This window comes from Paenibacillus sp. JT22N12 (genome assembly GCF_056269365.1).
Genome location: NZ_JBWDNU010000009.1, coordinates 243,120 through 269,633 on the forward strand (window position 1 = coordinate 243,120; position 26,514 = coordinate 269,633).

24 protein-coding genes, 1 pseudogene and 1 riboswitch are annotated in these 26,514 nt (G+C 52.0%); of the genes and pseudogenes, 7 read left to right on the forward strand and 18 right to left on the reverse strand.

Annotated features, from left to right (window positions below; all coding sequences use genetic code 11):
* Positions 1 to 278 precede the first annotated feature (278 nt).
* The gene (locus tag AC0YOA_RS27470; protein WP_475789356.1) at positions 279 to 1,328 is read left to right on the forward strand and encodes an efflux RND transporter periplasmic adaptor subunit; all 1,050 of its coding nucleotides are present in this window, start codon (positions 279 to 281) and stop codon (positions 1,326 to 1,328) included.
* A gap of 32 nt (positions 1,329 to 1,360) precedes the next feature.
* On the opposite strand, the gene AC0YOA_RS27475 is transcribed toward AC0YOA_RS27470, so the two are convergent.
* The 7 genes from AC0YOA_RS27475 to AC0YOA_RS27505 all read right to left on the reverse strand — a co-directional run bounded on the left by AC0YOA_RS27475 (position 1,361) and on the right by AC0YOA_RS27505 (position 10,462).
* Positions 1,361 to 1,663 (reverse strand): Dabb family protein, encoded by a 303-nt coding sequence (locus tag AC0YOA_RS27475; RefSeq protein WP_210046799.1) that lies wholly within the window; start codon positions 1,661 to 1,663, stop codon positions 1,361 to 1,363.
* A 165-nt stretch (positions 1,664 to 1,828) separates the two neighbouring features.
* Positions 1,829 to 4,942, reverse strand: coding sequence for a beta-galactosidase, LacZ type (gene lacZ, locus AC0YOA_RS27480; protein ID WP_475789357.1), 3,114 nt, complete (start codon positions 4,940 to 4,942; stop codon positions 1,829 to 1,831).
* Between the two features lie 156 nt (positions 4,943 to 5,098).
* Positions 5,099 to 6,271: an ABC transporter permease gene (locus AC0YOA_RS27485; RefSeq protein WP_475789358.1), complete on the reverse strand. Its 1,173-nt coding sequence runs from the start codon at positions 6,269 to 6,271 to the stop codon at positions 5,099 to 5,101.
* Positions 6,237 to 6,971, reverse strand: coding sequence for an ABC transporter ATP-binding protein (locus AC0YOA_RS27490; protein WP_210046796.1), 735 nt, complete (start codon positions 6,969 to 6,971; stop codon positions 6,237 to 6,239). The genes AC0YOA_RS27485 and AC0YOA_RS27490 overlap by 35 nt, the downstream gene beginning before the upstream one ends.
* Positions 6,971 to 8,662, reverse strand: a complete 1,692-nt coding sequence (locus AC0YOA_RS27495) for an efflux RND transporter periplasmic adaptor subunit (RefSeq protein ID WP_475789359.1) — start codon at positions 8,660 to 8,662, stop codon at positions 6,971 to 6,973. The genes AC0YOA_RS27490 and AC0YOA_RS27495 overlap by 1 nt, the downstream gene beginning before the upstream one ends.
* Positions 8,659 to 9,384, reverse strand: a complete 726-nt coding sequence (locus tag AC0YOA_RS27500; RefSeq protein ID WP_475789360.1) for a hypothetical protein — start codon at positions 9,382 to 9,384, stop codon at positions 8,659 to 8,661. The genes AC0YOA_RS27495 and AC0YOA_RS27500 overlap by 4 nt, the downstream gene beginning before the upstream one ends.
* 301 nt (positions 9,385 to 9,685) lie before the next feature.
* Positions 9,686 to 10,462, reverse strand: coding sequence for a phytanoyl-CoA dioxygenase family protein (locus tag AC0YOA_RS27505; protein ID WP_475789361.1), 777 nt, complete (start codon positions 10,460 to 10,462; stop codon positions 9,686 to 9,688).
* A 129-nt stretch (positions 10,463 to 10,591) separates the two neighbouring features.
* On the opposite strand from AC0YOA_RS27505, the gene AC0YOA_RS27510 reads away from it, so the two are divergent.
* Both AC0YOA_RS27510 and AC0YOA_RS27515 read left to right on the forward strand, forming a co-directional pair.
* Complete coding sequence (locus AC0YOA_RS27510) at positions 10,592 to 11,488, forward strand: AraC family transcriptional regulator (protein WP_475789362.1); 897 nt, start codon at positions 10,592 to 10,594, stop codon at positions 11,486 to 11,488.
* Positions 11,489 to 11,901: 413 nt separating this feature from the next.
* Positions 11,902 to 12,057, forward strand: a complete 156-nt coding sequence (locus AC0YOA_RS27515) for a hypothetical protein (protein WP_475789363.1) — start codon at positions 11,902 to 11,904, stop codon at positions 12,055 to 12,057.
* Positions 12,058 to 12,220: 163 nt separating this feature from the next.
* Here the strand turns inward: AC0YOA_RS27515 and AC0YOA_RS27520 are convergent, their stop codons facing one another.
* On the reverse strand, positions 12,221 to 13,570 hold the full coding sequence (locus AC0YOA_RS27520; protein ID WP_475789364.1) for a sulfatase-like hydrolase/transferase: 1,350 nt from the start codon (positions 13,568 to 13,570) through the stop codon (positions 12,221 to 12,223).
* Between the two features lie 156 nt (positions 13,571 to 13,726).
* On the opposite strand from AC0YOA_RS27520, the gene AC0YOA_RS27525 reads away from it, so the two are divergent.
* Positions 13,727 to 14,596 carry a helix-turn-helix domain-containing protein gene (locus tag AC0YOA_RS27525; protein ID WP_475789365.1) on the forward strand — a complete coding sequence of 290 codons (870 nt, stop codon included), beginning with the start codon at positions 13,727 to 13,729 and terminating at the stop codon, positions 14,594 to 14,596.
* On the opposite strand, the pseudogene AC0YOA_RS27530 reads toward AC0YOA_RS27525, so the two are convergent.
* Positions 14,585 to 14,800: pseudogene (locus AC0YOA_RS27530) on the reverse strand (hypothetical protein); the annotation flags it as partial. The gene AC0YOA_RS27525 and the pseudogene AC0YOA_RS27530 sit on opposite strands and share 12 nt — an antisense overlap.
* On the opposite strand from AC0YOA_RS27530, the gene AC0YOA_RS27535 reads away from it, so the two are divergent.
* A complete protein-coding gene (locus AC0YOA_RS27535; RefSeq protein ID WP_475789366.1) occupies positions 14,786 to 15,031 on the forward strand; it encodes an SDR family oxidoreductase in 246 nt (81 codons plus the stop codon). The pseudogene AC0YOA_RS27530 and the gene AC0YOA_RS27535 sit on opposite strands and share 15 nt — an antisense overlap.
* Positions 15,032 to 15,130: 99 nt before the next feature.
* Here the strand turns inward: AC0YOA_RS27535 and AC0YOA_RS27540 are convergent, their stop codons facing one another.
* The 8 genes from AC0YOA_RS27540 to AC0YOA_RS27575 all read right to left on the reverse strand — a co-directional run bounded on the left by AC0YOA_RS27540 (position 15,131) and on the right by AC0YOA_RS27575 (position 22,685).
* The gene (locus AC0YOA_RS27540) at positions 15,131 to 15,574 is read right to left on the reverse strand and encodes a hypothetical protein (protein WP_475789367.1); all 444 of its coding nucleotides are present in this window, start codon (positions 15,572 to 15,574) and stop codon (positions 15,131 to 15,133) included.
* Positions 15,571 to 15,747 carry a hypothetical protein gene (locus tag AC0YOA_RS27545; protein WP_475789368.1) on the reverse strand — a complete coding sequence of 59 codons (177 nt, stop codon included), beginning with the start codon at positions 15,745 to 15,747 and terminating at the stop codon, positions 15,571 to 15,573. Before AC0YOA_RS27545 ends, AC0YOA_RS27540 begins: the two co-directional genes overlap by 4 nt.
* 167 nt (positions 15,748 to 15,914) lie before the next feature.
* A riboswitch (cyclic di-AMP (ydaO/yuaA leader) is annotated at positions 15,915 to 16,058 on the reverse strand.
* Positions 16,059 to 16,509: 451 nt separating this feature from the next.
* Positions 16,510 to 16,653: a hypothetical protein gene (locus AC0YOA_RS27550; RefSeq protein ID WP_475789369.1), complete on the reverse strand. Its 144-nt coding sequence runs from the start codon at positions 16,651 to 16,653 to the stop codon at positions 16,510 to 16,512.
* A 149-nt stretch (positions 16,654 to 16,802) separates the two neighbouring features.
* Positions 16,803 to 17,393 carry a CBO0543 family protein gene (locus AC0YOA_RS27555; protein ID WP_475789370.1) on the reverse strand — a complete coding sequence of 197 codons (591 nt, stop codon included), beginning with the start codon at positions 17,391 to 17,393 and terminating at the stop codon, positions 16,803 to 16,805.
* 411 nt (positions 17,394 to 17,804) lie between these two features.
* The gene (locus AC0YOA_RS27560) at positions 17,805 to 19,109 is read right to left on the reverse strand and encodes an ABC transporter substrate-binding protein (protein WP_475789371.1); all 1,305 of its coding nucleotides are present in this window, start codon (positions 19,107 to 19,109) and stop codon (positions 17,805 to 17,807) included.
* Position 19,110: 1 nt separating this feature from the next.
* Positions 19,111 to 21,003 carry a sensor histidine kinase gene (locus AC0YOA_RS27565; RefSeq protein ID WP_475789372.1) on the reverse strand — a complete coding sequence of 631 codons (1,893 nt, stop codon included), beginning with the start codon at positions 21,001 to 21,003 and terminating at the stop codon, positions 19,111 to 19,113.
* 104 nt (positions 21,004 to 21,107) lie between these two features.
* Entirely contained in the window at positions 21,108 to 21,854 is a 747-nt protein-coding gene (gene map / locus AC0YOA_RS27570) for a type I methionyl aminopeptidase (protein WP_475789373.1), read from the reverse strand.
* Between the two features lie 225 nt (positions 21,855 to 22,079).
* The gene (locus AC0YOA_RS27575; RefSeq protein ID WP_475789374.1) at positions 22,080 to 22,685 is read right to left on the reverse strand and encodes a sigma-70 family RNA polymerase sigma factor; all 606 of its coding nucleotides are present in this window, start codon (positions 22,683 to 22,685) and stop codon (positions 22,080 to 22,082) included.
* A gap of 349 nt (positions 22,686 to 23,034) precedes the next feature.
* On the opposite strand from AC0YOA_RS27575, the gene AC0YOA_RS27580 reads away from it, so the two are divergent.
* Positions 23,035 to 24,006: an aldo/keto reductase gene (locus AC0YOA_RS27580; protein WP_475789375.1), complete on the forward strand. Its 972-nt coding sequence runs from the start codon at positions 23,035 to 23,037 to the stop codon at positions 24,004 to 24,006.
* A 58-nt stretch (positions 24,007 to 24,064) separates the two neighbouring features.
* Here AC0YOA_RS27580 and AC0YOA_RS27585 read toward each other — a convergent pair whose 3' ends face one another.
* Positions 24,065 to 25,147, reverse strand: coding sequence for a glycoside hydrolase family 172 protein (locus AC0YOA_RS27585; protein WP_475789376.1), 1,083 nt, complete (start codon positions 25,145 to 25,147; stop codon positions 24,065 to 24,067).
* 141 nt (positions 25,148 to 25,288) lie between these two features.
* Between AC0YOA_RS27585 and AC0YOA_RS27590 the strand changes: the two genes are divergently transcribed.
* Positions 25,289 to 26,170, forward strand: a complete 882-nt coding sequence (locus AC0YOA_RS27590) for a helix-turn-helix domain-containing protein (protein WP_475789377.1) — start codon at positions 25,289 to 25,291, stop codon at positions 26,168 to 26,170.
* The last annotated feature ends 344 nt before the right edge of the window (positions 26,171 to 26,514 follow it).

Genomic DNA, 26,514 nt, shown 5'->3' on the forward strand with positions numbered 1-26,514 from the left:
ACAATTCATTACCGCCTTTCACAGTTGCACAGAAATTCCCATTTCCGCTGGCAACTTAAGAAGAAACAGCTGCCGCCGTTCCCGGATCTTTTTATTGTTATATTTCCAAACGATTATCTTTCTTCTACACCTGCTGCTGCCCATTCCTGGAACAGTCTCGACATATTTCCCGGGCAATCGCAGAACAATCCCGCTAATTTCTGGAAATGAAAACGTTGACACTATTCTCCATCGTCGTTACACTTTGATTAGGATAAGCCCATATCAAAGGGGGAAATATGATGCCGGGTATTCGACTTCATAAATATAAGATTTTTGGCGGGCTTCGCCTCGCTGCAGCTGCATGCCTCATCGCCGCACTGCTCTCCGGCTGCTCTTTGCTGCCTGAGGAAGAAGAGGCGCTGCAGCCTCCGATTCAGCAGAAAAGACAGACCGATCAGGAAACTGCCCTGGTGAAAAAAGGGAGTATCGAGCGGTATCTGGATTCTACCGCAACGGCGTTGTCCAGCAGCAATACTTCCGTTTCCTTCCCCGAATCCGGCGGACGAATCAAACAGATGTTTGTTCAGTCTGGCGACCTCATCTCGGCCGGCTCACCGATCGCGGAGCTGGACACAGGAGATTTGCAGACGCGCATCAAGCTGCAGAAGCTGAGCGTGGAGCAGAAGCAGATCGTATTCTCCACAACGGTAAAGTCTGAAGCTGACAAGAAGGATTCCCGCCTCACCCAGATTGATCTTGACCGGGAGAAGCTGATTCTGGAATCGCTTGAGAGCGAATATCAAAAATCTTTGCTGCTTGCTCCCGTAAGCGGTAAAATCACGTATCTGTCGGTTCCCGATCCAGGCGAGGGAGTGACGGCCTTCCAGACCGTCGCCACCATTTCCAATCCGGATTCCATCGATCTGATTTATGAAGCCACCGACATCAAAAGCATTACCGGAATCAAAAAGGATACGCCGGTTGCGATTACCTACAGCGGGAAGACCTATCAGGGAAAAGTCGTACAAATCCCATCCACTGCGCCCAAGTCCAGTGACCCCAATATTCAGAAACGCAATGCCAAGGCTCTGATCATCGCCTTCAACGCGCCCAAGCCCGTAATAAAAATTGGCGAATATGTCGGTATCAAGCTGTTTATTGAGAAGAAGGATAATGTCCTTATCATTCCGCGTTCAGGTCTGCGGACCTTCCTGGGCCGTTCGACTGTGCAGGTGATCGATGGCGAGCGCGTCAAGGAGCTGGACGTCCAGACCGGACTTATGACCTCTGCCGAGGTGGAAATCGTCAAAGGTCTTGAAGAAGGACAGAAAGTCATTATCAATTAATTAACCGGACGCCTGCCTGGTTCGTTATGGCGCTATCGTATCGGATAATCGATTACAACCACATTGTCCAATATACCGTCAAGCAGCTTTACAAACTGTTGATGAAGCGGGTGGGGACCATACTGCTGCAGCGCCTCGCGGCTGTCAAAGGTCACGCGGAGACCCAGCGTATATCCGTGAATATTCCCCGTCTCCTCCGTCACATTCAAGCCGGCCGTCAGTTCAATAAGTCCCGGTATTTGCCCCTTGAAGGCGTATAGGGTGTCCAGCAGCAGCTTCTCCTGTTCTCCGGAGATGGAGTCCTTGAATTTAAATGAAACCAGATGCTCATACATGCTTGGTAAACCTCCATTATATGGTTTGGATGAAGACTTCTGTCCCTATTATATATCAATCTTCCTGAAAATGAGCAGCCCCCGCACATGAAACTTTGTCCGGGGGCTGTTCATTTATATGATGAATCTTATCCACCGGCTGCTGGACAGGCCCGATCCATGTGTTTAAATTCCTTTTAAGGTAAAGGAGAAAGCATAGGTTTTATTGGCATGCAGCACATATTCGGGATGTGCCTGAGCACCCCAGCTGTCATCTCCGCCGACACCCATCTGCTTGTGATTGATGCGTACAACCGTCTTGTTGCTGCGCGGCAGCTTATAGACATGATCGTGATTCTCCAGCTCCGATGGCGTATACGGCAGCACGTTCAGCTCGATTGCCGGTGATCCAATGACTGCAAGCCCCGATCCTTGACCATTCGTGACGGAAGCATGCCTCACGCCCATTTTATTCCCGCATTCCTGCGGACGGAGATAAGGTACGAATTGATCAGCCACTTTGCCCCTGTATAGGCCAAGCTTCGCTCCCGATTGGCGGTCCCAATACGATTCATGCGGTCCCTTGCCGTACCATTCGAGATTTTCGTATGAGCCATCCATGACGAGCATAACGCCTATCTCCGGAATTTCCGGAAGATTTTCTCCTGGAGTGAGCTGTTCATACACTTCAATCTCACCTGCTGCCTTCACGGTATAGACCAGCTCGCATTCCGATGCTGTTGTGGTCGGCAGGAAGCAGCTTCCACGCACGATAACCCGGTCCTGCAGCACCTCCCAGGTCAGCTCGCGCAAAATCCGCTCTTCTCCTGCAGAACGCCAGGTAGCGCTGCGTTCATGCTGTTTGTTACCGCGGTCATTGTCTGTGTAAGCACGCCAGAAATTCGGTATCAAGGCGCTGCTCAGCAGCTCATTGCCCTTCACAATGAAGGAAGAGAGACTTCCTGTCGCTTTATCGAAGCTAGCAGAGAAGCCTTGACCGGCAACGGTCAGGGAATCTGCACTTTCCTCAGTCGAGAGTGCAGCCGATAAGCCCGGATTCTTGACGCCAGTCACAGAAGCTATGCGCGGTGCAGGAAGGACGAACTGCTGGAAGGCAACTTCATGTCCGGCCTCGGCCCATTCCGCAGCCTGCTTCGTCAGGAAGCTTACGGTCAATACGGCTTCGCCATTCTTGAAGGCAATCCCCTCCAGAGGGATTGTTATTTCCTGAGCCTCACCCGGCGCTATCGCAGCATGTCCGGTACCTTGGTTCTCAGTATGTCCGTCCACCGTCACAACCCACTGCAGTGTATATTCGCCCAGATTGGTGAAGAGAAATTTATTCTCGACCTTGAGAACGCCTTTTTCCATATCAACCGCGGTTATGCGGATGTTCTCATAGCACTTCTTGACCTCATAGAGCTTGGGAGAGACCGTACGGTCCGCGAAAATAATTCCGTTGCCGCAGAAGTTGCCGTCATGCGGATTCTCGCCGAAGTCCCCGCCGTACGCCATAAATTCGACGCCATCCGCATTCCTGGTCCATATCGCCTGATCGACCCAATCCCAGATAAATCCGCCCTGCAGCACAGGATAGCGGTCGAACAGCTCCGTATAGTGATGCAGGCCTCCGCATGAATTGCCCATCGCATGGCTGTACTCGCAGAGAATAAAAGGCTTCTTGGGCTTGTTCAGCGCATATTCCTCGATTTTGGCTGGTCTAGTATACATCTGGCTCTCCATGTCGGAGGCCGCCTCTGACGCGCGCCACTGAAAGACGCCTTCATAATGAACCAGTCGTGTAGGATCCGCCTCACGCAGGAAATCATGCATTTTCACAAAATTATCGCCGCCATGCGATTCATTTCCCAGGGACCAGATGATGATCGAAGGGTGATTCTTGTCGCGCTGCAGCATGGAATTGGCACGGTCAAGCACATTGGCTGTCCATTCCGGACGGCTCGCAGGAACGGTTGAAGCGCTGAATTCATCCTGCAGGTAGGTCCAGCTGCCATGCGTCTCCAGATTGGTTTCGTCTATGACGTACAAGCCGTATTCATCGCACAGATCATACCACTTTGGATGATTCGGATAATGAGAAGTCCGGACGGCATTAATATTATAAGCCTTCATCAGCTTCACATCCGTGACCATTTCTTCATAGCTGATCGCTCTGCCCGTAAGACAGGAGAATTCATGGCGGTTGACGCCTTTGAACACGATCCTTTTGCCGTTAATGAGCATCAAACCATCCTTCAGCTCGAACGTGCGGAAGCCGATACGGAAGCTTACAGCCTCCAGCAGATGGCCCGCCTCGTCCTTCAAGCTGAGCACAAGCGAATACAGATTAGGATGCTCAGCGCTCCATTTGAGCGGATCCATAATATCCTGAGCCGCCTCAATATCGATGGACGGCGCTGCGTTCAGCGCGGCGGATAGGGTCAGCGGCTCGGCCAGAACCGTTTGTCCCTTGGAATCATACAGCTGCGCTTCGACAGTCAGCACACCCAGATTCTCCTCAAAAGCATTCCCTATGGTCGCCCTGATGTTAAGCTTGGCGTCCTTGTAATTCCCATCCAGCTCTGTCGTAACATAGCAATCATACAGATGCGCTTTAGGCGTGGTATACAAATATACATCGCGGAAAATGCCGCTCATCCGCCAGAAATCCTGATCCTCCAGCCAGCTTGCATCGCACCAGCGGTACACTTCAACCGCCAGCTTGTTCTCTCCTTCAATCAGATAAGGCGTCAGATCAAATTCGGCCGGAGTAAACGTATCCTCGCTGTAACCGACAAGATCGCCGTTCACCCATACATAAAAAGCCGATTCCACCCCTTGAAAGCTGATGTAAACGGGCTGGCCCTGCCAGTCGCTTGGAACCGTAAAGGTTCGCACATACGAGCCTACCGGATTATATTTTGTCGGGGCAAAAGGAGGCATCAGCTCCTCTGTTTCCTCCCATGGATAGCGGATATTCGTATACTGCGGATAATCATAGCCCTGCAGCTGCCAATGGGCGGGAACCGTAATTTCATCCCATGCGCTGCTGTCGAAGCCTTGTTCGTAGAAATTTGCGATCCGTTTATCAGGCGTTGGCGCCCAGGCAAACTTCCATTGTCCGTTTAGAAGCTTCACATTTGGCGATGACAGGCTGTCGCCTTTAAGCGCATCTTCTACCGTTTCGAAAGGAATAAGCGCCGTGTGCGCCTTCATCCGGTTTAGTTGAAAGATTTCGGGATTGTTGTTCCACTCCGGGTAACCGTTGGCAGGAGGGCTGTATACGAATTTCTTTTTCACCTTTACACCTCTTCTGTGCAGATTAAACGCTTAACCTCACTTTAGCGAATCTTGACGGTACAAGTAAATGCAATAATCAGGCAGGGAATATCGAAAAAAGGAATAGAAAAAAGAGAGCATACCGGATATGGGTATGCTCCCCTGGAAGAATCCGCCTTATTCAAAACGCAGCGCCTCGATCGGTCGCAGACCGGAGGCCTTATTCGCCGGAAACAGCCCGAACAGGACTCCGATGAAGACCGAGAAGCCGAACGCCAGTCCGATCACAGGCATGGAGATCACCACCGTCATGCTCATCGTCCTGGACAAAATCTGGGCAACGCCGACACCGATTCCCACCCCGAGCAGTCCACCCAAGCCGCTGAGCGCGATGGCTTCGATCAGAAACTGGATCAGAATATCCTTCTTCTTGGCGCCGATCGCTTTGCGGATGCCGATCTCCCGGGTCCTCTCCGTCACCGATACGAGCATAATATTCATGATTCCGATCCCGCCGACCAAGAGTGATATGGCCGCCACCCCGCCCAGCGCGAGCGAGAGCGTACCCGAGATGCTGCTGAACGAGTCCAGCAGATCCTGCTGATTGAAGACGCGGAAGCTGTTCGTATCGCCGCGGAACTTCTTCGTCAGCGCCGCCTCAAGCTCAGCCGTAACCGCGTCCATCTGGTCCGAGGCTGCGACCTGGACATTAATGGTTTTCACACCCTTGGATTTGAACAGGCGCTCGGAGGTTGTAATCGGAATGATGATCACCTCGTCATTGGAGCCGGTGAGCGAGCTTCCCTTGGCAGCCAGCACGCCGACGACTTTATAGCGCACGCCATTGAGGAGAAAGGACTGCCCGACCGCATTGTCCGAACCAAACAGGTCCGTTGCCGTCGTTGCCCCGAGAATCGCGATCTTCTGGTAGTAATCGAGATCGATTTGGGATACGAACCTCCCCGCCGCCAGTCCGTAATCCTTCAAATCCAGATAATCCGCCGTCGTCCCCACCACGCTGACAGAGACGGACTCCGACCCGTTCTTGCCGTTCCCCGTGGACTGATTAAGGGGTGCGGCAAATTCGATGTTATCCTGATCGGTTATTTCTTCCGCTTCTTTATAATCTATTGTGGTTTGTGAGCCGCGGCCCGTTATATTAACAGTCAGAAGGTTGGTTCCCAGACTCTCCACCTGGTCGGTAACCGATTTGGTCGTACCCTGGCCGACTCCGACAAGCGCAATAACGGCTGCAACCCCAATAATAATGCCGAGCATGGTAAGCAGCGATCGCATTTTGTTGGATAATATACTTTTAATTGCCATTTTGAAGGCTTGGCTGACGTTCACTTCTCGAATCACCGCCTTCCTCGCTGATTTGGCCGTCCTGTATGCGGACCACCCGTCTTGCCTGTTCGGAGATTTTCAGGTCATGCGTGATCAGGACAATCGTATGACCTTCCTTATTAAGCTCCTTCATCAGCGACATGACCTCAACGCCCGTGCGCGTATCCAGCGCGCCGGTCGGCTCATCGGCAAGCAGGATAGGAGGGTTGCCTGCAAGCGCCCTCGCGATCGCCACCCTTTGCTGCTGACCGCCCGACAGCTCGCTTGGCCGGTGCCCGACGCGCCCCTCGAGACCCACCTTGCGCAGCGCTTCGATCGCCTGCTCCTTGCGCTGCTTGCCGGGAACTCCCCTATAGATCAGCGGAAGCTCGACATTCTCGAGCGCGGACAGCTTATTAAGCAGGTTGAAGCCCTGAAAAATAAAACCGATTTTTTTATTGCGGATTTCCGCAAGCCGGCTTTCGCGAAGCCGGCTCACTTCCTCCCCGTCCAGCCAATAGGCTCCGGAGGTGGGGGCATCCAGACAGCCGATCACATTCATCAGCGTCGATTTGCCGGAGCCGGACGGACCGATAATGGCAATAAAATCACCATAATCGACGCGAAGCGAAATATCGCTGAGTGCATGAACGGTTTCTCCGCCCATTTTGTACTGTTTGGATAAGGTCTCGATGCGAATGAGCGGTTCACGTTTCGCTTCCATTATCCAGCCCCTCCGCCGCGGGTGGCCGAAGCGCCGGCACTACGCTGTCCTCCGCCCTGGAATCCACCGCCTCCGCCTGCTCCGAATCGGGTAGCGCCTCCTCCCCCGCCGAGTCCGCCTAAACCGCCCAAGGCGCCTATTGCCGCCTGCTGCTGGTTAGCTCCAGTCGATGGGGTAATGACTGTCGGTAACACGACCCGCTCCCCTTCCGTCAATCCGGAAAGAACTTCAATATAATCTTCATTATGAATCCCCACCTCGATCATCTGCGGGGTTCCTCCCAATCGGCTGGCTGCGCCGTTCTGACCGTTTCTTCCGGCAGCAGCCTGCCCTCTACTGCCTTGACCGCCTCCCGTGCCCCGGAACTGACCGCCATATCCTCCGGCCTGGCCTCCTCCCGCTCCACTCGCTCCAGCACCGCCTTGGCCTCCTGCCGCTCCACTCGCTCCGGTACCGTCTTGGCCTCCTGCCGCTCCACTCGCTCCGGCGGCGCCTTGGCCTCCTGCCGCTCCATTCGCTCCGGCGCCAGCCTGGCCTCCTGCCGCTCCACTCGCTCCGGCGCCAGCTTGGCCTCCTGCCGCTCCACTCGCTCCGGCACCGCCTTGGCCTCCTGCCGCTCCACTCGCTCCGGCACCGCCTTGGCCTCCTGCCGCTCCACTCGCTCCGGTACCAGCTTGGCCGCCAGCCGTTCCACCTGTTCCGGCTCCAGCTTTGCCGCCTGAGTATCCTCTGCCTTCAGCAGTTCTTCCTCTGCCGCCTGCTGCTCCTTGAGCACCCGCAGCTTGCGCCGAGGCAGGAAGAATTACCATATACCTTCCGCCAAGCGATTGGACGGCATCGATAGGCAGCATCAACGTATTTTCCTTCTTCTCCACCTGGATGCTCGCTTCCGCGGACATGCCGGATTTCAGACCTGCAGCCGTATCCAGCGCCACTGTTACGTCGAACGAGGCCACGCCGTTGTTTGCCGTTCCCTCATTGGCTATTTCTGAAACCTTCCCTGTGAACGTTTGATCAGCCAGCGCTTCTACCGTCACTTTCGCGCTTTGACCGACCTTCACCTTGGAAATATCAAGCTCATCGATGCCTACGATAATTTCATAATGATCATAATCTGCAATCTCCATCAGTTCTGTAGAGCCGTTAAGCGTATCCCCGTCAGCCACGGACAATGTCGTGACCGTCCCGCTCACCGGCGCAACAATCGTCTCTTCCGCCACTGCATCCTTCAGATCGGCTATCGTCTCTCTGGATTGATCGATATCCAGCTGCTGCTGCTTCATGCTGAGCTTCAGGCTGCTGATGTTTTTATCATCCGTCTCCATCTTGTACTGGTCCTGAGTACTTTCCAGCTGAAGCAGCTTCTTCTCCAGATTAACCTCCTCGGTCTTGATTTTATCCGTGTTGTCTTCGCCTTCCAGCGTTGCCAGCACGTCGCCTTTCTTCACCTTGTCGCCCTGCTTCACCTTCACTTCGCCAATGACGCCCTGCTTGCCGGACTTCACGGTCTCCTTCTCGGCAGGAGCAATGCTTCCTGTCCCGCTGACGTTCACTTCGATTGTGCCTTTAACAACCTGTGCAGTCGCAACTGGAGCAGCTACGACCACTTCTTTCTTGTCCCACTTGAAATAAGCAACACCCGCCGCTGCAACTAACAGCACTCCGATACCTAATATCCACCACTTTCTCATTGATCGCTACCCGCCTTTCCCCTATTCCCCTGACCAAACTGCTGCTTTCGGATTGTCAGCGCCGTCTTGCCGTCGTCTGCGAGCCAAATCATGACGATATCGCCTTCCTTCAAATCGGAAGCCTGCAGCTGACTTTCACTTGGGCCGCCCTCTCTCCTTGTCATTTCATTTATTGTCGTGTCGGCATTTAACGGTATCGTTGTTTGGTCTGCGGCAAATTCCATCTGAAAGCCGCCGGCAGGCCTGACTCCCTTGCCGCTGCCAAGCCTGTCCCCTTGGGCTCCTGTGGTGTCACCTCGCTGAGCACCGCCAGATGCAGCTTGACCATTTTCAGGCGTTGCTACCTCAGAAGGAGTTTGCTCGCTTCCGGACGTTCCATCACCGGGAGCAGATTGACCATCACCTGCGGGAGCTCGCCCACCCGCTCCCTGTCTGCCGCGCACGCCGCTGCCCGGCATTTGCGAAGGCTGTGTAGTCGATTTCATGACAACAATGGAATCGGCACTGGCCGCAGCCACCTTCGCAATCATATCCGGCATGTTCGCCGCATCCTCTCCTTGCTGGCCGTTCGGAGCGGATGCCGTGCCGGTTGACTGTACACCTGCCGCATTGCCGGTCAACGCATTTTCTCCGGCAGCCGTATTGTTTGCCGCGCCGCAGCCTGTCAGCAGCAAAGTCAGCAGCAGCGTTCCAACAGCAAGCTTTATTTTCCAATTTTCCATAATGCGTTGCTCCCATCTCTCTATGAACATTCTCTCAATCTTCCACGGGTAGAATAGCATTCCTAGATGAATTTAAAATGAAGCAGGAACATTTTGCTATCCGGCAAATTTCGGCTGGTCCAGACACAGGCAGAACCGCTCCCCCGTCCTCTTCCGGCCAAGTTCATTTCTTCCCTCCAGACCTTGCAGACATTTGCAAGAGTGGCACCTACAAATGTTTATACGGTCACAAAAAAGAAGAGAGCAGACATCGCCCTCTTCTTTGAACAAACCATATTGTGCTTATTTCTGAACCAACCGCTTATTCTTCGACCTTGAATTTCGGGCTCACCCGGTCGAAGTTCGGGTTTTCTCCGCAGACCATCAAGCCTTGGCCCCAATTGATGTGTGTATTCTCTACCGGGAAATCTGTCGCGCTGCGGTATTGGAACAGCACGTTCCGGCGTGTCCGTTCGCTAAGATTCGCTGGAGATCCATGAATGGTCAGATAATTGAAGAACAATACATCCCCTGCCTCCGCCGGACATGGCGTTCCCATGGAAATCGGATATTCCTTGGCATTCAGATAATGCTTGCCCACATGCGGCAGAGTGCCTTCTTTATGCGAGCCCGGGATGACATGCAGACAGCCGTTCTCAACATTGGCATCGTCCAGATGGACGCTCGCCGCCAGCATCGTATGCTGCTCATGCGGAAAATATGGATGATCCTGATGCATCGGGAATGCGGCGCCGTTCTCGGGCGGCTTGACCAGCATTTTGGAATGATGAAGCTGGACATTGGGGCCGATAATCTGGGACAGAACCGATGTCATGTTGGGATGAACAATAGCGCGCATGAACGAAGCATCGTGATACTGCACGTCATGGAAGCCCTTAAGCACAAGCTTCTTCAGCTCGTCCGGGGGCAAATAGTCCCCCTGCCAGGCATGGTTCACGTCTTTGCGGGCCTGAGCTGCGCGATCGATGATTTTACCGACGGCCGCACGCATCTCTTCAACTTCAGATTTATTGAATACACCTTTAACCAGCAAGTAGCCCTGTTCGTTGTAAAAATCGACATCCTGTGCTTTAATCATGTTAGATCCTCCTGTTTGCTATGAACTCGTTTTCATACCCTCATTATGCCTTACAAGCGCGTTAGCATCTTTAGCCGATGGGGTCATATTTTTGTCTTTTTACGCCAACTTGGATTAGGAGGAAGCTCCTTGTATCATTGGATTGAAAGCGAAACCAGACTGAACCGGCAGGCAGTCCGCATCAAGTCGCCCGACGCCTCCTTTACCGTCCACTACTGGGGGCTTGAGCCCCGGCATTTCAGCAACTCTCTTCACAAGCATTCCTATTTTGAAATCTGCTATGTCCTGGGCGGCGAAGGCGCTTATTTGGATGATGGCACTCTTTATCCGTTGAGCAAGGGAAGCTTGTTCTGTTCCCGGCCGGAAATTAATCATCAAATTATGTCTTCTGCAGGCATGCAGCTGATCTTTATTGCCTTCGAGCTGAATGAAAGTGAATGCTCGGAGGAAGTTCGTGTGGCGTTTCAGACACTTGCCGAAACCACCGACGTCTGCAAACATAACGGGGACAATCTGCCCTCCGCGCTGCTTTGGCGGTCACTTCTGACAAGAGAGGACCAACAGTCCGCCATTCCGGAATCCTCCCTGCCGGATCTGGCCCGCGCGCTGCTGTTTTCCTTTGTTCCGCTGTTCGTGTTAAAAGCTTCGGGAGAGCGGACCCCGCTCCATCGAAGCTCCGCGCTGCTTCTGAAGCAGGCCAAGCTGTACATCCGCGATAACCTGTCCGATGATGACCTTTCTCTTGGGAAGGTCGCTGCGCATCTGAATGTGTCACCGCGCCATTTGTCCCGTATATTCTCTTCCAATATTCATGAATCCTATTCGCAATACGTCCGTCTGCAGCGCGTCCGGCAGTCGGCTGATTTATTGCTTCATTCCGATCTGTCCATCAAAGTGATAGCAGAAATGACCGGCTTCGGATCTGTTCATTACTATACACGAACCTTCCGCGCGCTAATGAACACAACACCGGCCAAATATCGCGAGGATTCCTACGCAGGACAGCAAAATTCCCTTCATCCATAACCGGATAAAGCGTGCGATCGTTCATAAAAAAGCCAATTACAAAAAAGACCTGATCAAAAGGCTGTTGTTGATTGCGCTATATAAACCTTATAACTGGAGGTCGTTGTTTCATCTGAGTTTTTTAAAAATATAGCTTGTAACTATATTATAGAGGTGAACAAGATAATCAAACCCCCTGTGACTCTTCGAATGTAACTTTGCACCTGCGTCGGCAGATAGTGAAGGAGGAGGAGTTCCATCCCGATTCGCCGAAGGGTCAGCTCTTCATGCTGCTTAGCCGTTAGTCATCGTGTCCGACGCTCCTGTTCATCTTCTTTAATCTGTTCGTCCTCTGCGGCGAGAGCCGCTTCGCGAAGGAGCTCTCCGTGCTGAACGGCGTCACGGACCAGTTCGGCTAACGGATCACGAACGAGATGAGGAGTGAATTCGGTGAAGCGTATTCGAAATCGCTCCAGAATATGAATGCAATATCGGCGGCTAAGATCGGGACAACCTGCGCGAACGCAAGGCAGTTCACCTCGAGCAATCCGCAGCTGCTGGATCCGCTGGACCCATTCACGGCAAGTTAGCCGAATGAAAAGCCTGCATTTTTGCAAGCCCAGCCTGGTGAAAGGGCGGCTAGCCGCGTCGTTCACCAGGCCAAAAAGGCAGAATGGACGGCGAGCTTCTTTAATTTTTGAGATAGAGGCGGAATATAAGGGTTCTACCGATCGACGATCTAGCCGATTCCCTCTAGTCGCGGGAACGGCCTTGCGAATCCGCCCGCAAGGAGGCGAGCCAATCCTGCGCCGCCCGTGTCAATCGTTCCGTCAGCTCTGGAAGCCTGCCGGCCTCATTGACCCGCTCCCCCGGATCCTTCGACAGGTCCGACAGATGCACACGATCCGGCTGAGGAAGGCTGCCGTCCAGCTTTCCGTCCAGTACGAGCTTCCAGCCGCCTTCCCTCACGGCCAGTTGCCCCTGATATTCCCAGAATAACTGCCGGTGCGGTGACGGCTCGCCTTCCAGCAGCATCGGCTTCAGGCTGCGGCCGTCGATGCGGACATCCTTCAGCGGTCCGGCCGCGGCGTCGACTCCGGACAGGTCGAGGAACGTCGGCAAAATGTCGATCATCGCCGTCATCTCGTCGCTCACCCGTCCGCCCGTCAGTCCTGCCGGCCAACTGAGTATGGCGGGTTCGCGAATGCCGCCGTCGAACAGGCTGAACTTGTGCCCGCGGAAGATGCCCGCGCTGCCGCCGTAGTATGCGTCCTCCGTGCCGTCCAGCCAATTCCGGCTCTCGGGAGACGGTCCGTTATCGCTGGAGAAGAAGATGATCGTGTTTTCGTAGCTGCCCGTTCGTTTCAATTCCTTTACTATAGCTCCCACTCCGTCGTCCACGGCGGCGATCATCGCGTTCATGACCTGACGGTCCCATGGGAGCTGTGCGAACCGATCCATATATTCCTTCGGCGCATGCATCGGATAATGAGGGGCATTGTAGGCGGCATACAGGAGAAAAGGCTCCTCCCGTTCCGCTTGACGCCGGATGAACTCGATGGAGCGCTCCGTGATGAGCTCGGTCATGTAGCGACCGTTCTCCCATACCTCCGTCTCGTCCTCCCACAGGTCGTGAAGAGGATTCAATCCCGCTCCTTGACCCCAGTAGAAAATATGCGAGTAGAAATCGATGCAGCCGGCCTTGAAGCCGAAAAATTCGTCGAACCCGTGCGCGTTGGGTCCGGTCTCCTCGGATACGCCCAAGTGCCACTTCCCGTGCACGGCAGTGCGGTATCCTTCGGTCTGAAGCGCCTTCGCCAGCGTCACCTCCGTTGCCGGCAGCCCGTGCAGCCCTCGTTTTGCCCCCAAAATTTCATCCACCCCGGCCCGCGCCGGATGACGGCCCGTCAACAAAGCGGCACGGGACGGCGAGCAGACCGGCGAATTGGAATACCAATTCGTAAATCGGATTCCTTCAGATGCCAAATGATCCAGATGGGGCGTCTTGGCTTTCTCCGAGCCGTAGCAGCCCAGATCCCCGTAGCCCAAATCGTCGCAGTAAATGATCAGGATGTTCGGCTTTTGCCGATTGTTCTCTTGCATCTTCCATTCCCCTTTCGGTTTCGGTTCACCCGTTCTTAGGTTACCTTGCGCAGAAGCGATCGGGAATGTCCGCATCTTGCAATTTTTATACAATTTGTTGCGCGAATGACGTATAATCGGAGGATATTACGAAGTGAAAGGGGTGAATCCGCGGCCATGAACCGACATCAGTACAGAGAGGAATATTATAACTATCCGGCACCGTTCGAGAAGAAGATGGGCTTGTGGATGCTCAAAGCCGGTTATCAATGCGATTTTGCCCAGCAGGTCGGACCCCGTTCCGTCGAATTCTACAGTATTCATTTTGTTGCGTTCGGAAAAGTGAGATTCGGTTGGGACGGCAACTCCGTCATCCTATCGGAAGGCGATCTCTTCTGCCTCTTTCCCGGATCCGTCTATACGTATGTCGAAGAGGGTGATAGCCCGCCCGTCAAGCTCATGTGGATGGCCTTCAAGGGCGATCAGATGCCGGACATCTTGGCGCGCGTCAGCCTCGCCCCCTATCGCCCCTATCGCTGCGGAGCGTTCAGCCGTTCTTCACTCGATATTGTACAGGAGGCGCTGGACAAGCTGAGGCCGTCTCGAATCGACCGCAGCTTCCCGCTGATGTCTCTCGCCTATCGGCTGCTACAGAGCATTGATCCTCAGGATCAGGATACCCTCGCTCCATCCACTCATTGGCTGGACTCTGTACAGGAGTACATTCGTCTTCACTACACGGAGAATCTGACAGTAGACGATTTATCCGCTTGGGCGGGCGTTCACCGCAGCCACTTCACGCGCATGTTCACTCGCCGATACGGCGTGTCCCCTTCCGAATACAAACGTCGATGCGTCATGGAAAAAGCGGCTCGCCTTTTGTCCGAAGACGGAATCAACATCACACAAGCCGCTTTGACGCTGGGTTATTCAGATCTGTTTACGTTCTCGCGCTCGTTTACCCGACATTACGGAATCACGCCGAGCGCCTTCCGGCAGCGCAGCCGTTCGCAGCACGGCGGTCATGATAATTCGCTAAAGCTGTAATGCCTTCGGCTGCAACGCAGCGAGTTGCCGTGTCTTGGAGACGTCACAATCTTCAAGCGCGCGTGAAGCTGTTCGCACAGCCCTTCCAGAAGCTTCTGGAACTCCTCCAATTACCAACACCAACACCAACACCTCAGATTCAAAACCAGCAATTCTCCTAACTGGAACATTTAATATTGCGACCACTTGATGACCAATAAGTTCGTAGGTTTTCTATCATGGGCTGCAGAATTCGGCCCTCATGGGGTTCGAGTCAATACAGTCAGTCCGGGACCAGCGCGTACCGAGGGTGCATCTCGAATGGGTGATTTTCTTGACCAATCAGCAGCTCAGGCCCCCGCTGGACGTGTCGCTTCACCTGAAGAGATCACGGCTGCAATTATTTTTCTTGCAACGGATAGTTCCAGCGACCTCCTAAGCCGCCACATGTTTTGAGTATCAGCCATCTCCCTGATTATATCCATAGCTGACAAAAAGGAGTCTACTTTGGCAGACTCCTCCGATTTTTGCTATCTTGACTATTTAATACTGACCTTAAAAAGGCTTGATGTTTACGGACTTTAATAAATCGGTGATGTACTTATCCACCCTGTCAGAGTCACACTCTTTGATGCCATGATGAGGGACTATATTAAGCTCACGCCGTTTAGCTATTGAATGGAAGCGTTCTGAGAAAAGGTGTATCGGATTATCGGTCCACGTCCGGCAATATTGTACATATCTCCACGTGAGTGCCAGACTGTTCTCAAAGATAACAACAAGACTTACTTGAAAAGCGGGAGCGGCCCATGTTTCCGGATTGAGCGTATTTAGCAAATGGATGGGATTATCCTTGAATCGGTGCAGCCTCTCAAGCTCTTTGTTATTATTTGTCATCAGAGCGACGGCTATTTGACGTTTGAGTAACTGTTTGGCAAAGAATCTGCCTTCGCGATTTGGAGCTGATATAAGGATATGAGGCTTTTGTTCATACCTCATAATGTCGCCTCAGTCATATTGTTTGTCGATTCTTTCGCACTTATCATGTCTTTGACGAGAACCGCTTCACAGACCTTTTTCCAGGGGTTTTCACTCATATGTAATCCTTCACCTTCGCGCTCCGAGTTCATTGCAATCTTGCAAATATCGGTTAGGTATTTTGCGTTTGCCATTTACCTGTCTCCTTTTCGTTTTCTACTGGGGATAATGTAAATCGGCAATGTGATTGCACCTCCTCTCTTCTTATTGAACCAGTCGGACAGCATAGGCAGTTGGGTCTCAGAAACACAAATAGACCCTCTCAAAGGGTCTTAGCTTCGTAAGAAAACAAAAGCAAAAATAAAGACCCATCCACTGCTGACGAGGTTAGCTGACGGACTCGGGTAAGATGGTACCCTACATTCCGGATCGGAATGATTCGCCCCAAAAGACTGGTTCCCCCGTTTTCCGGACATTGCAACCGGAAATAAAGCGTATAACCATGGTAATTAGAATAATGAGAATTGTCAAATATATAAGGGTTGATATGGTTCAACAACATCAAGAATTTTATATAGGCGACAACGAGCACTTTATGTAATGGGGACCCCTTGAAAACTGAGCGGACGTTTACCCTGCTGGCTGCAGCGTGTGAACCTGTGCATTTCCCTGAGAATCCCGGGATAGGACATAATGTATCAGGACCGCATCATAAACGGTAGTAAGGTCAGTTTCAATTACAGGAATGACTGCCCATCCTTTAAAAATGAAGCTGCACGGTCCAAGCCGCATAGCTTCGCTTCTTTGATGGAAATTACCCACTCCCCGCTATTTTGCAGCCTGGGTTGTCCGATTGGTCAGGCAATTATTTGGACAAATGTATTGAATATGGTTGGCAATTCTATGTAAAGACAAAAAACCTCGCCAGCCATAAGCCAGGCGAGAAGTGGGGAACATTATTCGGTACTCATCTTTTCTTTGCATATCCCAATTTTAATAACCGTTCCATTTTCTAATGTCATATGTCCAGTTTTATAAATCTCACCAGCAAGTTCCATAATATGAATTTCATCGCAGGCAAGACAATAAAAATTCAACATGGCACACCTCCTCTCCATTAAGTCCTTACACTTAATGATGATGGAAATATCAAACCATGTCATCATTCATGTCATGTTCATAAAAAAAGTTAATATATAATTAATAATCCCGCCAGCCACAAGGCCAGCGGGGTTTCGTTTTACTTGTTTTAAATTTTTCTTTTTTGATGAATATCGACTGACTTTTGCATGTGTAAAAAGAAAGCTGTGATCCATATCGAAATTAAAATTACTATCAGATTTGCAATAAATACATAACCAAAATTCATCCATTCTTCCATTTTAAATAAATCAAGCCATGACAAGATTGGTTTGAAAATGAAAGCAATAACGGCACCGAGGAGAATTAAATATAGATATCGGTTACGTTGACTGTTGACTGTCCATTGATAGACCAACATATATGAAACAGGGAGTAAAGAAACATCTAAAAGAAATCCCACAGGTGAGAATGGTATTATCTTGTATGGAAATTCCCATAAACCATGAAGGACCGCAAACTGGTCGATGTATGAAAACCATATATGGATATTAAATCCAAAAAATCCGATTTGAAGGGCTTTTCTTTTATCTATACAGAAAAACAATATAACCAAGGGAATTATGAGCATGGCAAGGCAAAACCAGAATTGCCATGTACTTGCGCTTGAGAAGTTTCTCCAATATTCCAGGCCCTCGCTCGTAGTTGCCTTATAAGATTGTCTCATATGTTCAAGAATGTCTTGTTGCTCTTTGGTCATTATTTGAAAGCTCCCTTCTCTTCGATAAGAAAAGGATACCCTATAATCTGGAAAATAATCATCCGCTTATTGTTTGACTGCTACGAAACCACATCCCCCCTCATCATACAGGTAAACTATTTTGGTCTGACCGTCGAACGAGACCACGCCTCCCATCAGCTCGGCAGCGGCGTGATTGCCCACTAATGTCACGCCATCGATCGGGCTAAACACCTCAACTGCCTTATCGTTGTTCCTGATCCGCCAAAAAATCCCTGGTGACCAGAACGCAGTATAAGTAAAAGCGGGTCCCACAGGGGACGAAAAACGGCTATCAGCTGGCAGCAGCTAATCCGCTCCTCTGCATCGCCAACGTTATCCCATCCGGGTGTCCAGAGGGTCGGAAACCTCTGGGGTCCCCCTCCGGGGGATTTAGGGGGCAACAAGTTTTCTCGCTTCGGCCCATTTCTCGTTGTAGCTCCGAAAAGCCTGCTTCAAATCGGCTGCCGCGATAAACTCCTGAATGTAATCGCCTGACCAGAAAGCGATCTGCGCTTTATCGCCAAGCTTCAGGAAATTGTCGCTCGGCGACTGCCGCTCGAGATAGATGGGATTGAAGGTCTGAAACTGCTTGAGCTGAGGAAGCTCCGAGGTCTTGGTCTGCTCGACCGGCAGAAATCCGGAATCATTCACGTAGCCGGATTCCTTGACGAAGAATTCAATCCATTCCTTGGCCAGCTCCTTGTTCTCGCTGAACTTGCTGACGCCGACAAACCAGTCCGGACTGAGCGCCACATATCGTTTATCCGCTTTATTGTCGTAAGGAAACGGAAAGAAACCGATCTCGGATGATTCCGCTCCTGCATCGTTGACCTGCTTGATGACCCAGTTCCCCAGAAAATACATCGCTGCCTGACCGCCCGCAATTTGGCTTTTGGACATTTCCCAGTTGTTCGCGATCAGGTCCTTCTCGGTATAGCCGCGTCCAATCAGCGTCTTGACGATCCCGATCGCTTTGCCCCAGGGATTATCAAGCTGCCACGGAGCATCGGTATAAACCATATTATTCAAATAGCCCGCATCGCCGGCCATACTGCCAACCAGATTCTCACCCCACTCCAGCATTGGCCACTGGGCCCCGTAATTCAAATAAATCGGTAGGATTCCCGCCTGCTTCAGCTGCTGACAAGCCATATAGAACTCGTCCAGCGTCGTGGGAATATCCGTTATGCCCGCCTTCTCAAATGCCTTCTTGTTATAGACGATGCCTTCTGTGGAAATCCCTGTCGTCAAACCGTAACGAACGCCATTATAGGCCTTGTAACCGGCGAACCGCATTCCCTCGAACATCTCCGCATCAAGCGGCTCAAAGTAATTGGCGAGCTCTTCATTGGTTATATTATTGGGCAGCAGCAGCACATCTCCCATCGTCCGGGTGGACAGGCGAACGAGAACATCGCTTGTATAATTGGCAGGAGCATCAAATTCCACAACCGCTTCCGGATGGGACTTCTGAAACTGATCGGCGTATTTCTGAAAGACGCCATTCTCCACCAGATCGACCCGATTCGTCAGAACGACAAGCGTCTGCTTGCCCTCGGCCTGCGGTTGATCCGGATTTGAGGGAGAGGGTTCAGATACCGCGCCTTCCTCCGGCTTGCACCCCGCAGCCAGACCGGTACACAGAATCAGAATCGTCATGGCTGTGATTACGAGTTTCCAACTGAGCCTGCTCATCCTATTCCCCTCCCCCTTCACCGGCAAACGGCAGCAGCAGCTCCACCACTGTGCCTCTTCCGGATTCACTGAACACCTTCACGCCAAAGCCGCTTCCATAGTGAAGCCTGATTCTTTCATTCACATTCGCAAGCCCTATCCCGCTCCCGCTTGAGCCCGTCGGATTCCCGCCAGCCCGCTCGAGCGCCACGGCTTGTCCCGACAAATTACGGTTCAACCGCTCCAGCGTCTCCCAGGTCATCCCCAGCCCGTCATCGCTGATCCGCAGAATAACATGCTCCTTCGCTATCTCCGCTGCAACATTAATATGCATGAGCGGCTTATCGTCGTCCATGCCGTGATAGATCGCATTCTCCACTATCGGCTGAAGCACAAGCTTGATGATGGAATAGCCGGTGAGCTGCTGCGGAGCGTCAATCCTCAGCTCAAAACGGCCGGGATAGCGGTAATTCAGCAGCTCCACATAGTGGCGTACATGATCCAGCTCGCTTGCCAGCGTCACTTCCTCATGCAAATCGCTGATGCTGTAGCGCAGCAGCCTGCCGAGGATCGCCAGCATATTGGCCGCATCGCGGTCGTCATTGAGCTCGGCCGCCATGCGGATCGATTCCAACGTATTATACATGAAATGCGGATTAATCTGGCTTTGCAGCGCATGCAGCTCCGCTTCCTTCTTCTTCGTCTCCATCACATAAATATCTGCAATCAGCTGATCGATCTGCAGAATCATCAGGTTGAACTGACTGCCGAGCTGCCCGATTTCATCGCGGCGCCTGACCTGGAACTGGACATTGAAGTCCCCGCCCTGCACACGCCGCATCAGGCGAATCATCGTGCGCAGCGGCCTGGTCAATGCGAAGGAGAAGAAGATCGAGATAAGCAGCGCGATGCCGATGGTCAGAAAAGTTGCAATCCACGTCACGTTGCGGATCACCACCGAATCCCGGGTCAGCTCCTTGGCGGGAATGGAAATAATCATTTTCCAGGCATTATGGGAAGAGGTGGCATAGATGTACAGATGGCGTTCTCCGCCCTCGTTCAGATAAAAGCTTCCATTCTGCCCGGTCGCCTGCTTCAGCATCGGCTGATCCGCAATATTGGCGGTCAGCAGCTTCCTCCCGGAATCGTAAACGACATTGCCATCCGCATCGACAATAAGCGATTTACCGTGAGTCACCCGATCCAGCTTGACCACCTGATCCTCAATAACGCTGATATTGGCGTCAACGGCAATCATCCCGACATCCTTCAAGGACTTATCAATGATTTTCCGGACGACGGTAAACGCATATTTCACGCTTTTGAGATTGCTGGTGTATTTTTGCGTGCTGAACAGGACAGCCTCGCCTGCCGTATCCCGCATCCTTTGCTCCCACAGCTCATAGCTTTCCTTTATATTGGTGCGGATGCCGGATTTGGCCGAATAGTAACCGTTTCCATATTGATCGAAAATATAGACCGAATTCGCGCCTCGCTTGATGTTATTGATATATGAAATATTGCCCTCAATTCCCCGCTGGATCGACAGGAGCAGATCAAAATCGGTCGGCACCGAATTGCCTTCGCCGCCCCCGGAGGATTGTGCGCGCTGCTCATAATAACGGTTGGAGCGGATCAGGTTCTGCCGGATATCATCCTGATAAGCGGGAATGGAAGAGATCCGGACCATATCTTCAATATAATCGTCAACCCGGTCCATCATGTTGCTGAGCATGTTCGTGGAGTATACGATCGTATTATGCTCGATGGAATGGGAATAGTTCCGGTAGGAAACAAAGCCAATAAACGTAAGCGGCAGTATGACGAGCAGCAGAAACACCAGCAGCAGCTTGCGCTCCATCCGCATATCGCTTACTTTCGACCAAGCCTGACGCAATCGGTTGCCGGAATTCATGCTGGATATCTCCTTAGCTGTGATCATTAGCGCATTCTTAAGTAGTTTCAACAAAACAGCCCGAACCCCTCGCTTGCAGGTGCCGGACTGCTTTGTTCAAGCATTTACTGCTGAGTCAGAATAATCGGTCCGTCTTCTGTTATCGCGATCGTATGCTCGTATTGGGCAGACAGGCTGCCGTCAAATGTCCTTGCTGTCCATCCGTCTTCATCGATCTTGCAGTTCGGCCCGCCCACATTCAGCATCGGCTCAATGGTGAATACCATGCCTTCCTTGATGCGCGTGCCGCGGCCTGCAGGCCCGTAATGGGGAACCTGAGGCTCCTCATGCATAATTTGCCCGATTCCGTGGCCGATAAACTGCCGCACGACCGAGAAATTTTGCGCTTCCGCGAATACCTGGATCGCATGGGACACATCGCCGATCCGATTGCCCGGAACCGCCATTTCGATCCCCTTGTAGAGCGATTGTTCCGTTATATCCAGCAGACGGGCGGCTTCTTCCGAAATACTGCCGACCGCATAGGACCAGGCCGAATCCGCAAGCCATCCCTCCAGATTGACAACCATATCGATGGTCACAATATCTCCGTCCTTCAGACGGTACTGGCCCGGGAAGCCATGGCAAATCACGTCATTGACGGAAGCGCAGGTGGCGAATGGATAACCTTTATACCCTTTTTGCTCCGGCGTTGCCCCGTGATCTCTCATAAACTTCTCGGCAAACCCGTCAATTTCGATCGTTGTGATGCCGGGGCTGATCAGCTTTCTGATTTCTCTATGACAGGCGGCCAGCACCTCTCCGGCCTGCTTCATTTTATGAATTTGATCTTTTGTTTTTATAGTGAGCATGTCAATCTCCTTTATGATCATGATTATGTTCATTGTAAAGCTCTGCGCCCGCTTTTTCAAACGATGGCATTAATATTGTATGAAGGAAGAGCCGGCATCGTCCTTTACCTTTGCTGCAAAATTAGTTCTGCTGCCGCCATCACAAAAAAACCACTCCCGCCCCTGAGCGATATCCGCTTATGGGAGTGAGAGTGGATGCAGGATTCATGCCGTTGTCCGTACAGCTTAAGGACTTAAAATCAGCATGAGCAGAGAATATATCAAGAGCGCCTTGCCCCATCTTTTTTTCATAAAATCCTTGCCGCGGTGAATCCGTGACTTCACGGTATTAACCGGTATATTATTGGCCTGACTGATCGCCTCAAGCGACATTTCCAATACATAGCGCTGATAAACGACGCTTTTGTACTTGACCGGAAGCTTGTCGATGAGCTCCGCCATCTTGTCGGACAGCTCGCGCTCGATAACCTCGCCTTCAGGTGTCGGTTCTGTATTTGCAATGACATCATGAAGCGAGAGAGGCTGATCGGAATGGGCCATAACCGGTTGATCCAGAGGAAGTGACGGTGCCTTGCGACGACGAAGCAAATCCAGGCAAATGTTCTTGCCGATGTGAAAGATCCAGGTGGAAAATCGTTTGTTCTCATCAAAGCGGTTCAAATTGAGGTATACCTTGAGAAAGGTTTCCTGAACCACATCCTCGCACTCTGTCTTGCTGCGGAGGATCCGATGCGCCATGTTGTAAATCTTGTCCGTGTACATTTCCACAAGCTTGTTGAAGGCAAGCTGATCGCCCTGTCTGGAAGCCATTACCAGCTGAGACTCATTCATCGCAATTCTCCTTTGCCATCCGTCGTGAACACCTTTACCTACCATTATAACAGGAAAAAAAAGAAACGCATCTGTTAATGGCGCCGTTTAATAAATTCCGATCATAATCTTTTTGGTTTATGGCAAAATCTTGACGTTCCCCCTCCTGCTTCCCCGATTATCCGCGCCTCGAACCATGAATCCGGCATCCATGCGTCATGGAGCTTCCTGCTTGCGGCACTATACTTGGCATCACTAGGTATACCGTTTAGCATTACATAACGGACAATTCACTACTTTCTTTATCGATAGCTTGACCTATATAATAGGGATTGTACCGTGTGACAATCATGATGATGGAGGTAAATGAATGAAACCCATTCCCTTAAAGCAGCGCGGAATAGAGGCAAGCCAGCTCGTCCTCGGATGTATGAGGCTTGGAGGCGGCTGGAACGATAATCCGATCACAAGCGAGCATTACAATCAGGGCATGGAAGCTGTCAATGCCGCGCTGGAAATCGGCATCAACATGTTTGACCATGCCGATGTCTATGCCTTCGGCAAGGCGGAGCGGGTATTTGCCCATGTATTGAAGGAAATGCCGGGCCTCCGCAAGGAAATTATTATCCAATCCAAATGCGGCATCCGCTTTCCTGACGGGGTTGGTCCACAGCGCTTTGACTTCACCGAGGCTCATATTCTCAAAAGCGTAGACGGGATTCTTGAACGGCTTGGAACCGAATACCTCGATATCTTGCTGCTCCATCGTCCGGACCCGCTCATTGATCCGGAAGAGGTGGCAAGCGCATTCCGCAAGCTCACCGCCTCCGGCAAGGTCCGCCATTTCGGCGTTTCCAACATGAGCCAGGGACAAATCAAGATGCTCCAGGCGTATTGCGATGAGCCTTTCGTCGCCAACCAGCTGGAGATGAGCCTTCTGCGGACAGGCTTCGTAGAAACCGGCATCCACATTAACCAGGATGCGGCGAAGGACAGCATTTTCCCGGAAGGAACGATGGAATTTTGCCGTATGGAGAATATCCAGCTGCAATCCTGGGGTCCGCTGGCGCAGGGGTTATACTCCGGCGCATCGCTCGACGGCAAGCCGGATACAGTGGTTCAAACCGCCAAGCTTGTCAGCCGGCTGGCAGAAGAAAAGAACACGACGCCGGAAGCGATTGTTCTGGCTTGGCTGATGACGCATCCCGCTGCCATTCAGCCTGTAATCGGCACCGTGAATCCGAAGCGCATCCTGGCTTGCAAGGATGCCGCCACACTTCGCCTGACCCGCGAGGAATGGTACACGCTTTATGAAAGCACGCGCGGCAAGAAAATGCCTTAACTATCGGAAGCGCCCCCGCCAAGAATGACGGGAGCGCTTCTTTTTATATGAAATTCGGTTAAATGACCTCCAGGCCATCCTTGTCCGGCAGCTGCGGGTGCGCCGCATGCGGCTCTGTCTGATACCAGAATGCAACGGATGAGATATCGTCCTGCAAGGGCAGGTATCTGCCTTTCGACCGCCACCCCAGAGCCTGCACCGTCACATGAAGATCGTCCTCGAAGCGGATAGGATCCATGATATGCCAGCGGTACATTCCGAAGCGCTGGTTGGCCTTGTACAGGCCGTCCGGCTTGATCGCCTGGTGCATGCCCAGATAAGGCGTGCTGTAAGGTACATACTTGCCCTCCATATCCCAGTTCCAGGCTCCGCCAAAATAATCCTCCAGCCCTGTCGAGCAGATTGTCGGGAACTCGCGGTCCCCGTCCATGTAAAATTTCACTTCGCCTTCGCCCCACCAGTTGTTGCTGTTCACCTGCCACGCCAGATAGGTTCCGACAAAATGCCCTTTGCCCTTGATGCCATCGACAATCGTATGCACATCCTTGTAGGCAAGGGGATTGCTGCGGCGCCACTGGGCATGAAAATAAGCCATATCGGCCGGTACGTCGGTTAGCGTATAATTAATTTGGTAATACAGCACCGTGTCCTTGTCTTCCAGATTCTCCATAACGAACCGGGCTTTGCCCCGAAACGGCATTTCCCAATAGCTGTTGAAGCCGTTTGCCGGGTTAACGGCAATTGGAAGCGAATTCACAAGACTGCGCTCGCACCAGCCGTTGCAGAAAAAATCGCCGACCGGAACGCGCACCGAGGGCTCCGTTTCGTCATCCCAATAAATGTTCAGGATCAAATGCCGCCATGATTCTACCGGACAGGTGAGCCAGAAATTCTGAATCACGCCCGGCCCCTGAATGTCGGCCATGGTGAACGAGGAATTCGCCGGCACCATGACAGAGGGCGATATTTTCCAGCCTTGTCCCAAATCGCGGGCGCAGGCCGCCCCGGTGCCTTCCGTGGCCATGGCTCCCTTGCCTTTCCCGCCGGTAAAGTTCTCCGGACTGACCGATCGGGTAACCGCGTTTGACAAACGTGACAAATTGCCAAGCCCCATGCCGATTCCATTGAATGCTGCTGTCATTATATAAGCCTCCTGTGCGTTTGAATAATGGCGTTCAAGGACATTATAAGCCGGGCATTACGCAGCTGGATTTAGCAATTGGTTAGTTCTTTTTATCAATCATTCAGAACATTCATACTTTAATGAAAATGAGGGTTTTCCGTGCTGGAGCAATTATCGCCTTACATACGGGTAGCTATGGATTCCTGGTTAGATTCCGGTGCTTTCATCGAGGAACGGGTGATCTGGGATTATGAGCTGCTGCTTCTCAAAGAAGGACGCCTGGAGATAACGGTTGACGGTGCCGTATACGCCGGGGAAGCCGGAGACGTGTTTCTCTTCAAGCCGAAGCAGCCCCACTCCATTCGGGTCATGGGCGGGCAGGCGGCGAGGCAGCCTCATGTCCATTTTGATTTAACCGAAACCGCCGACAGCCCCGATGTTTGGGTGTCCTTCAAGCCACTGCGGCATATGAGCCGCACGGAGAATAGCTGGTTCCGTCCGGATCTGCTCTCCGGACCGGACTGGAAGCTGCCAAGCCGCATCCGTATGCCGGATTTGCTGAAGTTCGAGGAGCTGCTGTTCGCGATCATCCGGGAGTTTGAAATGAAGATGCCATTCCACCAATTCCGCCTGAAGGGGCTTATGCTTGAGCTGCTCGCGTGCCTGCTTCGCGAAACGCAGCTCGAGGAGAAGCTGCGAGAGCCCGGCCATCTCCCACTCCTGCTGGAGATCCAGCATTACCTGAACCTTCACGCAGGCCGTGAGCTGACGCTGATGGAGCTCTCCGAGCAGTTTCATATGAACAAGCATTATTTGATCGGGTTGTTCAAGCAGGCTTTCCAGATCACACCGATGCAATACCATCAGCAGATGCGTCTGGACCGGGCCAAAAACCTGCTGCGCCACACCAGGATGACGATGCAGCAGATTGCGGATTCGCTTGGCTACCCGAGTATTCACGGCTTCAGCAGAGCCTTCAAGAACAAGGAAGGCGTAAGCCCCAGCGCCTACCGGGCCATTCTTGCGGAAGGGAGAAAATAAAGGACAGCAGTCAGAGCCCGAACCTTACTGATATCAGTTAGAAATCCGGTAAATAAGTTAGGCTGCCATGGCTGCCATGCAGAAACGTCTCTTTGGCCGCTGATGCCGTTTCTCCAGACTTTTCCCACTCGCTTCACCATTTAATCTCATGAATCAAGAAGAAACGGCTGTCGCCGTCCTTTTGGTGGCACAGCAAGTTTCTTCCCTTAGACCTTGTAGAAATTTACAGGAGTGAAACTTATAAATTCTATAAGGTTTAAAAAAACCGCTGAACGCTTGGTTACCAAACGTTCAGCGGTTTTTATGAGAACAATGGCCATTCTGTTGTGAACAAACGGATAGCG